Annotated in this window: 14 protein-coding genes; all 14 read right to left on the bottom strand. The window is 63.9% G+C overall.

Annotation, left to right across the window (positions count from 1 at the left end):
* Window positions 1–2: 2 nt before the first annotated feature.
* The gene (locus tag METUNV2_RS0106385) at window positions 3–1,256 is read right to left on the bottom strand and encodes an NADH-quinone oxidoreductase subunit D (RefSeq protein WP_018228657.1); all 1,254 of its coding nucleotides are present in this window, start codon (window positions 1,254–1,256) and stop codon (window positions 3–5) included.
* Complete coding sequence (locus METUNV2_RS0106380) at window positions 1,249–1,848, bottom strand: NADH-quinone oxidoreductase subunit C (RefSeq protein ID WP_018228656.1); 600 nt, start codon at window positions 1,846–1,848, stop codon at window positions 1,249–1,251. The genes METUNV2_RS0106385 and METUNV2_RS0106380 overlap by 8 nt, the downstream gene beginning before the upstream one ends.
* A 15-nt stretch (window positions 1,849–1,863) precedes the next feature.
* Window positions 1,864–2,340 carry a NuoB/complex I 20 kDa subunit family protein gene (locus METUNV2_RS0106375; RefSeq protein WP_008058281.1) on the bottom strand — a complete coding sequence of 159 codons (477 nt, stop codon included), beginning with the start codon at window positions 2,338–2,340 and terminating at the stop codon, window positions 1,864–1,866.
* Window positions 2,341–2,397: 57 nt separating this feature from the next.
* Window positions 2,398–2,754, bottom strand: a complete 357-nt coding sequence (locus METUNV2_RS0106370; RefSeq protein ID WP_018228655.1) for an NADH-quinone oxidoreductase subunit A — start codon at window positions 2,752–2,754, stop codon at window positions 2,398–2,400.
* A gap of 146 nt (window positions 2,755–2,900) precedes the next feature.
* On the bottom strand, window positions 2,901–3,272 hold the full coding sequence (secG, locus tag METUNV2_RS0106365) for a preprotein translocase subunit SecG (RefSeq protein ID WP_018228654.1): 372 nt from the start codon (window positions 3,270–3,272) through the stop codon (window positions 2,901–2,903).
* A gap of 9 nt (window positions 3,273–3,281) precedes the next feature.
* A complete protein-coding gene (gene tpiA, locus METUNV2_RS0106360; RefSeq protein WP_026187924.1) occupies window positions 3,282–4,031 on the bottom strand; it encodes a triose-phosphate isomerase in 750 nt (249 codons plus the stop codon).
* Window positions 4,032–4,125: 94 nt separating this feature from the next.
* A complete protein-coding gene (gene pstB / locus METUNV2_RS0106355) occupies window positions 4,126–4,911 on the bottom strand; it encodes a phosphate ABC transporter ATP-binding protein PstB (protein ID WP_008058277.1) in 786 nt (261 codons plus the stop codon).
* A gap of 45 nt (window positions 4,912–4,956) precedes the next feature.
* Window positions 4,957–5,880 (bottom strand): phosphate ABC transporter permease PstA, encoded by a 924-nt coding sequence (gene pstA, locus METUNV2_RS0106350; protein ID WP_018228652.1) that lies wholly within the window; start codon window positions 5,878–5,880, stop codon window positions 4,957–4,959.
* A gap of 3 nt (window positions 5,881–5,883) precedes the next feature.
* On the bottom strand, window positions 5,884–6,840 hold the full coding sequence (pstC, locus tag METUNV2_RS0106345; RefSeq protein ID WP_018228651.1) for a phosphate ABC transporter permease subunit PstC: 957 nt from the start codon (window positions 6,838–6,840) through the stop codon (window positions 5,884–5,886).
* Window positions 6,841–6,935: 95 nt separating this feature from the next.
* Window positions 6,936–7,937 (bottom strand): PstS family phosphate ABC transporter substrate-binding protein, encoded by a 1,002-nt coding sequence (locus METUNV2_RS0106340; RefSeq protein WP_018228650.1) that lies wholly within the window; start codon window positions 7,935–7,937, stop codon window positions 6,936–6,938.
* A 113-nt stretch (window positions 7,938–8,050) separates the two neighbouring features.
* Window positions 8,051–9,322, bottom strand: a complete 1,272-nt coding sequence (locus METUNV2_RS0106335; protein WP_018228649.1) for an O-acetylhomoserine aminocarboxypropyltransferase/cysteine synthase family protein — start codon at window positions 9,320–9,322, stop codon at window positions 8,051–8,053.
* A 115-nt stretch (window positions 9,323–9,437) separates the two neighbouring features.
* On the bottom strand, window positions 9,438–10,793 hold the full coding sequence (glmM, locus tag METUNV2_RS0106330; protein WP_018228648.1) for a phosphoglucosamine mutase: 1,356 nt from the start codon (window positions 10,791–10,793) through the stop codon (window positions 9,438–9,440).
* Window positions 10,794–10,805: 12 nt separating this feature from the next.
* Window positions 10,806–11,651, bottom strand: coding sequence for a dihydropteroate synthase (gene folP, locus METUNV2_RS0106325; RefSeq protein ID WP_018228647.1), 846 nt, complete (start codon window positions 11,649–11,651; stop codon window positions 10,806–10,808).
* A 64-nt stretch (window positions 11,652–11,715) separates the two neighbouring features.
* Window positions 11,716–13,602 carry an ATP-dependent zinc metalloprotease FtsH gene (gene ftsH, locus METUNV2_RS0106320; RefSeq protein WP_018228646.1) on the bottom strand — a complete coding sequence of 629 codons (1,887 nt, stop codon included), beginning with the start codon at window positions 13,600–13,602 and terminating at the stop codon, window positions 11,716–11,718.
* Window positions 13,603–13,717 lie beyond the last annotated feature (115 nt).

Raw genomic sequence — 13,717 nt, 5'->3', positions numbered from 1 at the left:
GCTTATCGGTCAATCTCGCCGAACACGACGTCCATCGTGCCGATGATGGCCACGACGTCGGAAATCATGTGTCCGCGGGACATTTCATCCATCGCGGCCAGGTGTGCGAAACCGGGCGCGCGGATCTTCAGGCGGTAGGGTTTGTTGGCGCCATCCGACATCGCGTAGATGCCGAACTCGCCCTTCGGATGCTCGACCGCCGCATAGCATTCGCCGGACGGCACGTGGATGCCTTCGGTGAACAGCTTGAAGTGGTGGATCAGCTCTTCCATATTGCCCTTCATCGCTTCACGCGACGGCGGTGCAACCTTGTGGTTGTCGCTGATGACCGGCCCCGGATTCTTGCGCAGCCAGTCGATGCACTGACGGACGATGCGGTTGGACTGGCGCATTTCCTCGATGCGTACCAGATAGCGGTCGTAGCTGTCGCCATTGGTGCCGACCGGGATGTCGAACTCCATGCGGTCGTACACTTCGTACGGCTGCTTCTTGCGCAGATCCCAGGCGATGCCCGAACCGCGCAGCATCGGACCGGTAAAGCCGAGCGCCTTGGCGCGCTCGGGCGTCACAATGCCGATGTCGACCAGACGCTGCTTCCAGATGCGGTTGTCGGTGAGCAGGGTTTCGTACTCGTCGACATAGCGCGGGAAGCGGTCGGTGAAATCCTGCAGAAAATCGAGCATCGAGCCGCTGCGGTTCTCGTTCAGGCGCTTGATCGCGTCAGCGTTCTTGAACTTGTTCGCCTGGTACTGCGGCATCGTGTCCGGCAGGTCGCGATACACGCCACCCGGACGATAGTAGGCCGCGTGCATGCGCGCGCCCGACACCGCCTCGTAGGCGTCCATCAGGTCTTCCCGTTCGCGGAAGGCGTACAGGAACACCGTCATCGCGCCGACGTCGAGCGCATGCGCACCCAGCCACAGCAGGTGGTTCAGGATGCGGGTGATTTCGTCGAACATGACGCGGATGTACTGGGCACGCTCCGGCACGTCGAGATTCAGCAGCTTCTCGATCGCCATGCAGTAGGCGTGCTCGTTGCACATCATCGACACGTAGTCCAGGCGGTCCATGTAGGGCACGCTCTGAACCCAGGTGCGGGTTTCGGCCAGCTTTTCGGTCGCGCGGTGCAGCAGGCCGATGTGCGGATCGGCACGCTGGACGACTTCGCCGTCCAGTTCGAGCACCAGGCGCAGCACGCCGTGGGCCGCCGGATGCTGCGGCCCGAAGTTCATCGTGTAGTTGCGGATTTCAGCCATGGCCGACGTCCCCGTAGTTTTCTTCGCGCACGACGCGCGGCGTGACTTCGCGCGGTGCGATGGTGACCGGCTGGTAGATGACCCGCTTGGTATCCGGGTCGTAGCGCATTTCGACATGACCGGAAATCGGGAAATCCTTGCGGAAAGGATGGCCGACGAAACCGTAGTCAGTCAGCAGACGGCGCAGGTCGCCATGGCCGGCGAACAGGATGCCGAACAGGTCGAAGGCCTCGCGCTCGAACCAGTTCGCGGCCGGCCAGACGTCGTTAACCGAGGCGACCACCGGGAAGCCGTCGTCGGCCGCGAAGGTACGCAGGCGCAGCCGCAGGTTCGCCGCCACCGACATCAGGTGGACGACCACTGCGTAACGCAGGCCTTCGCTGCGCGAAGTGTGGGTCGAATAGTCGACGCCACACAGATCAATCAGCTGTTCGAACGGCGTATCGGCGTGATCGCGCAGCGCGAGCGAAATATCGTGATAGTCCTCGGCGGCCACTTCGACCGTCAGCTCGCCCAGGGCGAGCGTGGCGCGGATCTTGTCGCCGAACTGCGCGACCAGTGCGTCGCGCAGGGATTCAATGCGTGTGCTCATGGCGGTCGTCAGGCCTCAGCGTGCGATCGTGCTGGTGCGACGGATCTTGTTCTGCAGCTGCATCAGACCGTAGATCAGCGCCTCGGCGGTCGGCGGACAGCCGGGCACATAGACATCGACCGGCACGATGCGGTCACAGCCGCGCACGACGGAATAGGAGTAGTGGTAGTAGCCGCCACCGTTGGCACAGGAGCCCATCGAGAGCACCCAGCGCGGCTCGGGCATCTGGTCGTACACACGGCGCAGCGCCGGTGCCATCTTGTTGCAAAGCGTGCCGGCGACAATCATCAGATCGGATTGTCGCGGACTCGGCCGGAACACGATGCCGAAGCGGTCGAGGTCATAGCGGGACGCGCCCGCCTGCATCATTTCGACCGCACAACAGGCCAGACCAAAGGTCATCGGCCACAACGAACCGGTACGCGTCCAGTTGATCAGCTTGTCCAGCTGCGTCGTGACGAAGCCTTCCTGAAGAACGCCTTCAATGCTCATCGATCAATCCGTCTTGATTACGTGTATGGGCGCAGCGCACCCCGACGCCAGAGGGAATCACTCCCAGTCCAGCGCGCCCTTCTTCCATTCATAGATGAAACCCACGACCAGAATGCCGAGGAAAATCATCATCGCGACAAAGCCGAACATGCCGATCTCTTCGAGCACGATGGCCCACGGGAAGAGGAAGGCGATTTCCAGGTCGAACAGGATGAACAGGATGGCCACGAGGTAGTAACGCACATCGAACTTCATGCGCGTGTCTTCGAACGCTTCGAAGCCACACTCGTAGGGGGAGAGCTTTTCGGGATCCGGTCTGCTGGGGCCGACCAGCTTGCCTGCGATCATCGGCACGAAACCAAAACCGATGCCGATGAGGATGAACAGGAGGATCGGGAAATATTCGATCAACATGACGGGTCATTCATGCCTGAAATCGTGTCCGGCGGCGCGGCGAGTAATCCGGGGCCGGTTTACGGCGCACAACCGATAGGCTGCGCACCACGTTGCACTGCAGCGTGAAACGCGCGGAGTATAGCGCGTTTCACGACGTCTGCGACTTACTTCGGAATGTCGGCGGCCTTGGAATCGGGCTGCGCCGGGGCTGCCGGAGCTTGTTGCGCCGCACCAGGCGCCACCGGAACGGTGACACCCTTGGCCGCATCAATCACCGAACTGGCACCCGATTTCGGCTGATTGGTCGCCAGATAGCTCAGCGCCAGGCTGGTGCAGAAGAACACTGCGGCCAGCGCCGCGGTCGTGCGGCTCAGGAAGTTGGCCGAACCGGACGAACCGAACAGGCTGCCGGACGCACCGCTGCCGAAAGCTGCGCCCATGTCGGCGCCCTTGCCATGCTGCAGCAGCACCAGAACGATGACGCCCACGCCGACCAGCACGTGAACCGACAACACCAGAGAGAAAACGATACCCATCACATCACCTCAAGAAGCGGCCGCCGCCACGATGGCGAGGAAATCCCCGGCCACCAGCGACGCACCACCAATCAGACCACCATCAATATCCGCCTGCCCGAACAGCTCGGCGGCGTTCTGCGGCTTGACGCTGCCGCCGTAAAGAATCGTCGTGCGCGCGGCCACTTCGGCACCGCACCACTCACCCAGTCGCACCCGGATGAAGGCATGCACTGCCTGCGCCTGCTCCGGCGTTGCGGTCTTGCCGGTACCGATGGCCCAGACCGGCTCGTAGGCCAGTACGCAGGCACCCAGCGCAGCAGCACCGCCGCGCTCGAACACCGCACGCAGCTGGCGCTCGACCACCGCCTCGGTCACGCCGCCTTCGCGTTCATCCAGCGTTTCGCCGACGCACAGAATGGGCAGCAGTTTTGCCGCCAGCGCCGCATCGACCTTGGCCGCAACCCGTTCGTCGCTGTCGCCGAACAGCGCACGCCTTTCGGAATGGCCGACGATGACATAGCGGCAGCCGAAATCGTTCAGCATCGCGCCGGACACCTCACCGGTGTAGGCCCCTACCGCATGCTCGCTCAGATTCTGTGCGCCCCATGCAACGTCCGAACCGCCCAGCAACGTCTGCACCTGAGACAGATAGGGGAAAGGAACGCAGACCGCCGACGGGCAGCCCTGATCGCCCGCTGCGCGCAGGGCGCCGAGCAATTCGGCGTTGGCCGCCAGGCCGCCGTGCATTTTCCAGTTGCCTACAACGAGTTTCCGCATTCGTATCCGCCTGCGCGCCAAAAGCAAAGCCCCGGATTCTAGCGCATCGCAGCGCAAAAATCCGGGGCCGGAGCGGGAACGGACTTGATCGCTGTCAGCCGAAGCGGCCGGTGATGTAGTCCTCGGTTTCCTTCTTCTGCGGCTTGATGAAGATCTGGTCGGTCAGGCCGAACTCGACCAGTTCGCCCATGTACATGTAAGCGGTGTAGTCCGACACGCGGGCCGCCTGCTGCATGTTGTGGGTCACGATCAGGATGGTCACCTTGTCCTTCAGCTCGGTCACCAGTTCTTCGATGCTGGCGGTAGCGATCGGATCGAGCGCCGAAGTCGGCTCGTCGAACAGGATGATTTCCGGGTCGGTCGCCAGTGCGCGGGCGATGCACAGACGCTGCTGCTGGCCGCCGGAAAGATTGGCGCCCAGCTCGTTCAGGCGATGCTTCACCTCATCCCACAGTGCGGCGCCGCGCAGCGCCTGCTCCACCCGCTCATCGATCACCGAACGGCGCTTCTCGCCACGCACGCGCAGGCCGTAAGCGACGTTCTCGTAGATCGACTTCGGGAACGGGTTCGGCTTCTGGAACACCATGCTGATGCGCATGCGCACCTCGATCGGATCGACCTGTTCGTCGAGCAGATTGGTGTTGTCCGGATGCAGCAGGATCTTGCCGTCGTAGCGGTTGCCCGGGTACAGGTCGTGCATCCGGTTGAAGCAGCGCAGCAGCGTGGATTTGCCGCAGCCCGACGGGCCGATCAGCGCGGTCACTTTCTTCTCGTGCACCGGCATGTTGATGCCCTTCAGGGCATGGAAGGCACCGTAATGGAAGTTCAGATTCTGGACTTCGGCCTTCGCCTGGGTGCGCACATCGGTCGCAATGGTCATGGTCGGTCTTTCTCGAATGTTGGATTCAGCGGGGGCCGGCGTGGATCACCACTTGATGTTGCGACGCAGGCGGTAGCGCAGCCAGATCGCGGCGCCGTTCATGCACAGCGTCATCAGCACCAGCAGGAAGCCGGCAGCAGCCGCATTGACCTGGAAAGCCGCTTCAGGGCGCGAAGTCCAGTTGAACATCTGGATCGGCATCACGGTGAAGGGGGCGGTCAGCCAGTCGAAGCTGATGAAGGGGAACACCTCGGTGTAGGGCGCCGGCGGCAGGAAGGCGATGAAGGTGAGCGCGCCGATGGTGATGATGGGCGCGGTCTCGCCGATGGCGCGGGCCATGCCGATGATGACGCCGGTCAGGATGCCGGCACTCGAGTACGGCACGATGTGGTCGCGCACCGTCTGCCAGGTCGTCGCACCGCAGGCATAGGCGCCTTCGCGCACCATCTGCGGAATCGCGCGGATCGACTCGCGGGTGGCCACGATGACCACCGGCAGGATGAGCAGGCCCAGCGTCAGACCGGCCGACAGAATGCTCTGACCGAAACCGAACTTGTAGACGAACAGCCCCAGCGCCAGCAGGCCATACACGATGGACGGCACGCCCGCGAGGTTGGTCACGTTGATCTCGATGATGTCGGTCATCCAGTTCTTCGGTGCGTATTCCTCGAGATAGACACCGGCCGCCACGCCCAGCGGCACCGCCGAGAAGGCGGTCACCAGCATGACCAGGATGGTGCCCACCCAGGCAGACAGGATGCCGGCACTGCCTGCGCGGCGCGACGGAAAGTTGGTCAGGAAGTCGTAGTCGATGCGGCTCGCGCCCTTGATCGCCATGTCGGCGAACAGCACGGTCAGCGTCAGCACACCCACCATCAGCGCGAGCAGGCCGAGCAGGCCGAACAGCATGTCCCAGCGCTTGTGACGGGTGATGATGGCCCGGATGGCCTGGAGGTCCTGTTGGTTCATGGATCAATACACCTCGCGGAAGCGCTTGCGCAGGTAGTAGCCAAGCAGGTTGAAACAGAGGGTCATCAGCATCAGCGTCAGACCGGCGGCGAAAATGGTCTGATAGCCGACCGAACCGTGCGGCAGATCACCCAGTGCCACCTGCACGATGTAGGACGTGATGGTCGCACCCGGCTCGGCCGGATTGAAGGTCAGGTTGGGCTGCATGCCGGCGGCTACCGCCAGAATCATGGTTTCGCCCACCGCCCGCGAAATGCCCAGGATGTAGGCCGAGGCGATGCCCGAGGTCGCGGCCGGCACCACGGTGCGCAGCGCGGTCTGCAGACGGGTCGCGCCCATTGCGTACGAGCCTTCGCGCAGGCTCATCGGCACCGCGCGCATCGCGTCTTCGGACAGCGAACTCACGTACGGAATGATCATGACGCCCATCACCAGACCGGCTGACAGCAGACTGAAGCCCGGCAGATCGGGCCAGATGGACTGCAGCGCCGGCGTCACCACCATCAGCGCGAAGTAGCCATAGATGATGGTGGGCACGCCGCCCAGCAGTTCAAGTACCGGCTTGGCGAACTCGCGGGTCTTGAAAGAGGCGAACTCGGACAGCCAGATCGCGATGATGGTGCCCAGCGGCAGCGCCACCGCCAGCGCAACGAATGAACTGGTGAGCGTACCCGACAGCAGCACCATGATGCCGTAGTGCGCATCGTCGAACAGCGGCGTCCACTGCGTGTCGGTCAGGAAATCCCACAGCGACACGTGTTCGAACAGCGTCAGCGATTCGCTGACCAGGATGTAGACGATGGCCGCGGTGGTCAGCACCGAAATCGAGGCGGCGGAAAAGAGGATGAATTCGATCACCCTCTCCTTGACGTGGCGGGATGCGCGCTTGCGCAGACGGTCACTGACCGTATCCGGAGCACTCGACAGGGGAGCGGACATGGGCGGGGCGTTGGCGGACATGTGAAGGGCGCTCATTTTATCGGTGCCGGGCTTGCGCCGGGCACCGGACGACAAAAAGCCCCGGAACACTGTCCCGGGGCCTCGCTACGCGACGCTTATTCCTTCGGATCGCGCTTGAGCAGGTCAGACACCTTGACACCCACTTCCGAGTGGCCACCGAAGGCGGTGCCGGTCTTCTTCTTGCTGAAGTTGTCCAGCGCGTGCTTGTAGTCGGCGTCGGTCAGCGGCACGTACTTCACTTCCTTGGTCAGCGCGGCGCCGTTCTTCAGGTAGAACTCGACGAATTCCTTCACTTCCGGCTTATCCACCGAAGCGGCATTCACGTAGATGAAGATCGGGCGCGACAGCGGCTGGTAATCGCCGGAAATGACCGCTTCCAGCGACGGCTCGACTGCCTTGCCGGTCTTCGGATTGACCACCGGCACCGCCTTCAGCTTGTCCTTGTTTTCCAGGTAGTAGGCGAAACCGAAGTAGCCCAGCGCACCTGCGTCACGCGACACGCCCTGCACCAGCACGTTGTCGTCTTCCGACGCGGTGAAGTCACCGCGGCTGGACTTGGCCTTGCCGACGACCGCTTCGGTGAAGTAGTCGAAAGTGCCCGAATCGGCGCCCGGGCCGAACAGCTTCAGGCCGGTATCCGGCCATGCGGCATTGACCTGGTTCCACTTCAGCACTTTGGCCTGGGCAGCCGGTTCCCACATGGTCTTCAGTTCGGCGACCGTGATCTGCTTCAGGAAGGCGTTCTTCGGGTTCATCACCAGCGTGAGCGCGTCGAAAGCGACCGGCAGTTCGATGTACTTGATGCCGGCGGCCTTGCAGTCAGCCATTTCCTTGTCCAGGATCGGACGCGAAGCGTTCGAGATGTCGGTCTCGCCGCGGCAGAACTTCTTGAAGCCGCCGCCGGTACCGGAAATACCCACGGTCACGCGGACGGCGCCCTTCTTGGCTTTCTGGAACTCTTCGGCCACCGCTTCGGTGATCGGGAACACCGTGCTCGAACCGTCGATCTTGACCAGCGGCTGGTTAGCCAGTGCGGATGCCGAAACAAAAAGGGCGCCGACAGCGGCTGCGAGGGTGGTGATCTTGCGTACGTTCATCAGACTCTCCGTAAGATTGCGTCGTGTTGCGATGCGACGGAACGCAGTTTATGAATGCTTTGTTACGCCTCTGTGACGGTGAAACAATTCATCCAGCCACCCTCTGACCGCGATCAAACAGCCTGCAGTGCCTGGTCCAGATCGGCCAGGATGTCCTCGATGTGCTCGATGCCGATGGACAGCCGCACCATGTCTTCCGACACCCCTGCCCGCTTCAGTTCGTCCTGCGACAGCTGGCGGTGGGTGGTGGACGCCGGGTGGCAGGCGAGAGATTTGGCGTCGCCGATATTGACCAGCCGGGTGACCAGCTTGAGCGCGTCCTGAAAGCGCGCGCCGGCCTCGCGACCGCCCTTCACGCCGAAGGTGAGCAGACCGGACGCCTTGCCGCCGAAATAGCGCTGCACCAGCGCGTGGCTCGGATGGTCCGGCAGGCCGGCGTAATTGACCCACTCGACCTTGGGATGCGCGCGCAGATGGCGGGCCACCGCGAGCGCGTTGTCGCAGTGACGATCCATCCGCAGCGCCAGCGTTTCCAGCCCCTGCAGGATGAGGAAGCTGTTGAACGGCGAAATGGCCGCGCCCATATTGCGCAGCGGCACGGTACGCGCCCGGCCGATATAGGCGGCCGGCCCGAGCGCCTCGGTATAGATCACGCCGTGATAGCTCACCTCGGGCTCGTTCAGCCGGCGGAAGCGTGCCTTGTGTTCGGCCCACGGAAAACGGCCGCTATCGACCAGGATGCCGCCCAGTCTGGTGCCGTGCCCGCCCATGTACTTGGTCAGCGAGTGCACGACGATGTCGGCCCCGTGCTCGAACGGCCGGGTCAGATAGGGGGACGGCACCGTGTTGTCGACGATGAGCGGTACGCCGGCCTCGTGCGCGACCTGGGCGAACGCGGCGAAGTCGACCACATTGCCCAGCGGATTGCCGATGGATTCGCAGAACACCGCCTTGGTGCGTGCATCGATCTTTGCTGCCGCCGACTGCGGATCGGACGCATCGACGAAACGCACCTCGATGCCGTACTGCGGCAGCGTGTGGGCGAACAGGTTGTAGGTGCCGCCGTACAGGGCTGACGTGGCGACGATGTTGTCGCCCGCCTCGGCGATGGTCAGGATGGCATAGGTGATGGCGGCCTGCCCGGACGCGAGCGCCAGCGCACCGATGCCGCCCTCGAGCGCCGCGACGCGCTGTTCGAGCACGTCGCTGGTGGGGTTCATGATGCGGGTGTAGATATTGCCCGCGACCTTCAGATCGAACAGATCGGCCCCGTGCTGGGTGTCGTCGAAGGCGTAGCTGGTGGTCTGGTAGATGGGAACCGCCACCGCACGGGTGGTCGGGTCGGGCGAATAGCCTGCGTGAATGGCGAGCGTATCGAAACGCATGGCGACCTCCTCCTTGTCATGAGGATTCGCAATCTACACGCGTCCGGCATGGCCACCCAAGGGCCGAGCCACCCTCACCTTCGAGGACGGCCCCGGATGGCGATCAGCGCGGCATTCAGGCGGCCATCGCGGATTCGACGACTTCGGCCAGACGACGTGCCAGACGGCTCACCTCGTCGGCGTCCTGCCCTTCCACCATCACGCGCAGCAGCGGTTCGGTGCCTGAAGGGCGCAGCAGCACCCGGCCGCGCTGAGCCAGTTCCCGCTCGACCTCGGTCCTGGCCTGATCGATGGAATTGGCCGCCTTCCAGTCGAAACCGGGGCGCAGCTTCACATTGACCAGTTTCTGCGGGTACAGCGTCAGACCAGCGCAGGCCTGATCCAGCCCGGCGTCCTGGTACTGCAGCGCCGCCAGCACCTGCAGCGCCGCCACGATGCCGTCGCCGGTGGTGTGGCGGTCGAGGTCGATGATGTGGCCGGAATTCTCGCCACCAAGGCGCCAGCCCTGCTGGTGCAGCGTCTCCAGCACATAGCGGTCGCCCACCTTGGCCCGAGCCAGACCGACACCCATCTCGTTCAGCGCGTGTTCCAGCGCCAGATTGGTCATCAGCGTGCCGACCACGCCATTCAGACGACCTTCGCGCAGACGCTGGCCGGCAATCACGTACAGCAGTTCGTCGCCATCGTAGACGCGGCCGCTGGCGTCGCACATCATCAGCCGGTCGGCATCGCCGTCCAGCGAAATGCCGATGTCGGCACCGTGGGCGCGCACCGCCTCGGACAGCGACTTCGGCACCGTGGCGCCGACGCCGTCGTTGATGTTCATGCCGTTCGGGCTGCAGCCAACGGTCACCACTTCGGCACCCAGTTCGTGGAATACCTTGGGCGCGATGCTGTAGGCGGCGCCGTGCGCGCAGTCGAGCGCGATCTTCAGGCCACGCAGATCCAGTTCGGTCGGGAAGGTGCTCTTGCAGAATTCGATGTAGCGGCCGGGCGCATCCTCGATCCGGCGGGCCTTGCCCAGGCGGGACGATTCCATGCAGCCCATGGGCTCGTCCAGCAGCGCCTCGATCTGCAGTTCGACCTCGTCCGGCAGCTTGGTACCGCGAGCGGAGAAAAACTTGATCCCGTTGTCTTCGAACGGATTGTGCGAGGCGCTGATGACCACGCCAGCCTGCAGACGCAACGCGCGGGTGAGGTAGGCCACGGCCGGCGTCGGCACCACCTTGGCCAGCACGGTATCGACGCCGGCGGCGGCAAACCCGGCTTCCAGCGCGGCTTCAAGCATGTAGCCGGACACCCGGGTGTCCTTGCCGATCAGCACCGCCGGGTGTTCGCCCGCCGGCAGATGTTCGGTGGCGACCAGCGCACGACCTGCGGCGTAGCCGAGGCGCATCACGAAATCCGGCGTGATCGGGGCCTGCCCCACCCGACCGCGCACACCATCGGTCCCGAAATAGCGTCTCGACATCTGCTGAATCTCCTAAATATCCGTCTGTTCGAAAATGCCGGCCACCTGCCAGACCGCGATCGCGTCACGGGTGGCCGCCACGTCGTGTACCCGCACCATGTGCGCGCCGCGCGCGATCGACGCCAGTGCGGCCGCCACGCTGGCCGCCACCCTGTCGGTGGCCGGGCGCCCGGTCAGCCGGCCCAGCACCGACTTGCGCGACAGCCCGACCAGCAGCGGATAACCGTAATCGGCCAGCGCGCGCAGCCCCTTGAGCAGCGTCAGGTTGTGGTCCGATGTCTTGCCGAAGCCAAAGCCCGGATCGAGCATGATGCGTTCGCGCGCGATGCCCGCATCTTCCGCGAGTCGCACCTGTTGCAGAAGGAAATCAGTCACTTCCGCACACACGTCGGCATATCGGGGCTCGATCTGCATGGTTTGCGGTGTGCCCTGCATGTGCATGATGCAGACGCCGGCGTCAGTGGCCGCTACCGCCTCCACCGCGCCCGGCGCCCTCAGGCCGTTGATGTCATTCACCAGCGTGGCGCCGGCCGCCAGCGCGGCACGCATCACTTCCGGCTTCCAGGTGTCGATGGACAGCGGTACGCCCAGACCGGCCAGCGCCTCGATCAGCGGCACGACCCGGCGCAGTTCCTCGTCCGCCGGCACAGGGTCCGAGCCCGGGCGGGTCGACTCGCCGCCGATGTCCAGCATGTCGGCGCCGTCGGCGATGAATTTCTCGGCCTGCGCGACCGCGCGGGCGAGATCGAAACCGACGCCATCACCGGAAAATGAATCGGGCGTGGCATTGATGATGCCCATCACCAGCGGGCGATCGAGCGGAAGACGGTAGGAACCGCAGTGCAGGACAGTGTTCATGGCTCTCGCACAAAGAAAAACCGGAGGCCTGGGCCTCCGGTTCGGGGTGGGGTGAAAAGACCGCTCAGGCCGGGGCTGCCGCATTCGCCGGTGCCCCCGGCGCGCCACCGTCGGACGAGGCCTTGGGCGGACGCGAGGTCGGCTTCGGCGGACGGACCGGGCGGTCGTTCATGATGTCGTCGATCTGGTCGGCATCGATGGTTTCGTAATCCAGCAGCGCCTGGGTCATGACCTCGACCTTGTCGCGGTTGTCCTCCAGCAGCTTGCGGGCGACGGCGTAGCGGTCATCGATGATGCTGCGGATCTCCGCATCGACATGCTGCATCGTCGTTTCCGACATGTTGCGGTGGGTGGCGACCGAGCGGCCGAGGAACACCTCGCCCTCCTCCTCGCCGTACACCATCGGACCCATCGCGTCGGACATGCCCCACTGCGTCACCATGCGGCGCGCCAGATCGGTTGCGCGCTGGAAGTCGTTTGCGGCGCCGTTGGTCATCTGGTTCATGAAGATCTCTTCGGCGATGCGGCCGGACAGCATCATCGAAATGAGCTGCAGGCAGTATTCCTTGTCGTAGCTGTAGCGGTCCTTCTCCGGCAGCGACATGGTCACGCCCAGCGCGCGACCGCGCGGGATGATGGTGACCTTGTGCACCGGATCGCACTTGGGCAGCAGCATGCCGACGATGGCGTGGCCGGACTCGTGGTAGGCGGTGTTCTTCTTCTCTTCCTCGTCCATCACCATGGTGCGGCGTTCGGCACCCATGATGATCTTGTCCTTGGCGCGCTCGAAGTCGTCCATATCGACCACGCGCTTGTTGCCGCGCGCGGCGAACAGCGCCGCTTCGTTCACCAGGTTGGCGAGGTCGGCACCCGAGAAACCAGGCGTGCCGCGGGCGATGATTTCCGCCTTCACGTCCGGCGCCAGCGGCACCTTGCGCATGTGCACCGCAAGGATCTGTTCGCGGCCGCGGATGTCCGGCAGCGGCACCACCACCTGACGGTCGAAGCGGCCCGGGCGCAGCAGCGCCGGGTCGAGTACGTCCGGCCGGTTGGTCGCGGCGATCACGATGATGCCGGTCTGCCCTTCGAAGCCGTCCATTTCGACCAGCAGCTGGTTCAGCGTCTGTTCGCGCTCATCGTTGCCGCCGCCGAGGCCTGCGCCGCGCTGGCGACCGACCGCGTCGATTTCATCAATGAAGATAATGCACGGCGCCTGTTTCTTGGCCTGTTCGAACATGTCACGCACGCGGGCCGCGCCCACGCCGACGAACATTTCGACGAAATCGGAACCCGAGATCGAGAAGAACGGCACCTTGGCTTCGCCGGCGATGGCCTTGGCCAGCAGCGTCTTGCCGGTACCCGGCGAGCCGACCATCAGTACGCCCTTGGGGATGCGGCCGCCCAGCTTCTGGAACTTGGACGGATCGCGCAGGAACTCGACCAGTTCGCCCACTTCTTCCTTCGCTTCGTCGCAGCCTGCGACGTCGGCGAAGGTGACCGTGTTGGTCGACTCGTCCAGCATGCGTGCCTTGGACTTGCCGAAGGAGAACGCGCCGCCGCGCCCACCGCCCTGCATCTGGCGCATGAAGAAGATCCAGACGCCGATCAGCAGCAGCATCGGGAACCACGACACGAAGATGCTCATCAGGAAGCTCTGTTCCTCTTCCGGCTTGGCGACCACCTTCACATTGCTCTTGAGCAGATCGCTCACCAGCCAGATGTCCTGCGGCGGTGCATAGGAGGTGATGCGCTTGCCGTCCGTGGTCTGGGCATTCAGCGTGCGGCCCTGGATTTCCACCTTGGACACCCGACCGGCCTTCACCTCATCGAGGAATTCCGAATACTCGACCATGCCCTGGGTGGCCTGGCGCTGGTTGAACTGGTTGAACACCGTCATCAGCACGATGCCGATCACCAGCCAGATCGCAAGATTTTTGAACATGTTGTTCAAGGCAATTCCTCTGTATTCCTGTACCCGTGAAAATCGGGCAGATCAATGCTGCACTGCTGCTGCCACCGACAGACCGGCCGGAACGCTGCTTGTTCCGCCGCACGTTGCCAAAACA

The sequence above is a fragment of the Methyloversatilis universalis EHg5 genome (assembly GCF_000378945.1).
Classification (GTDB): Bacteria; Pseudomonadota; Gammaproteobacteria; order Burkholderiales; family Rhodocyclaceae; genus Methyloversatilis; species Methyloversatilis universalis_A.
This window is presented reverse-complemented; position numbering and strand designations above follow the sequence as displayed.

Coding starts and splice junctions, on each gene's coding strand:
- tpiA (WP_026187924.1), bottom strand. CDS start 4,031: ATGCGGAAACTCGTTGTAGGCAACTGGAAAATGCACGGCGGCCTGGCG.
- METUNV2_RS0106340 (WP_018228650.1), bottom strand. CDS start 7,937: ATGAACGTACGCAAGATCACCACCCTCGCAGCCGCTGTCGGCGCCCTT.
- METUNV2_RS0106370 (WP_018228655.1), bottom strand. CDS start 2,754: ATGTTGATCGAATATTTCCCGATCCTCCTGTTCATCCTCATCGGCATC.
- pstB (WP_008058277.1), bottom strand. CDS start 4,911: ATGACCATTGCGACCGATGTGCGCACCCAGGCGAAGGCCGAAGTCCAG.
- METUNV2_RS0106380 (WP_018228656.1), bottom strand. CDS start 1,848: ATGAGCACACGCATTGAATCCCTGCGCGACGCACTGGTCGCGCAGTTC.
- glmM (WP_018228648.1), bottom strand. CDS start 10,793: ATGTCGAGACGCTATTTCGGGACCGATGGTGTGCGCGGTCGGGTGGGG.
- pstC (WP_018228651.1), bottom strand. CDS start 6,840: ATGTCCGCCAACGCCCCGCCCATGTCCGCTCCCCTGTCGAGTGCTCCG.
- METUNV2_RS0106385 (WP_018228657.1), bottom strand. CDS start 1,256: ATGGCTGAAATCCGCAACTACACGATGAACTTCGGGCCGCAGCATCCG.
- folP (WP_018228647.1), bottom strand. CDS start 11,651: ATGAACACTGTCCTGCACTGCGGTTCCTACCGTCTTCCGCTCGATCGC.
- METUNV2_RS0106335 (WP_018228649.1), bottom strand. CDS start 9,322: ATGCGTTTCGATACGCTCGCCATTCACGCAGGCTATTCGCCCGACCCG.
- pstA (WP_018228652.1), bottom strand. CDS start 5,880: ATGAACCAACAGGACCTCCAGGCCATCCGGGCCATCATCACCCGTCAC.
- METUNV2_RS0106375 (WP_008058281.1), bottom strand. CDS start 2,340: ATGAGCATTGAAGGCGTTCTTCAGGAAGGCTTCGTCACGACGCAGCTG.
- secG (WP_018228654.1), bottom strand. CDS start 3,272: ATGGGTATCGTTTTCTCTCTGGTGTTGTCGGTTCACGTGCTGGTCGGC.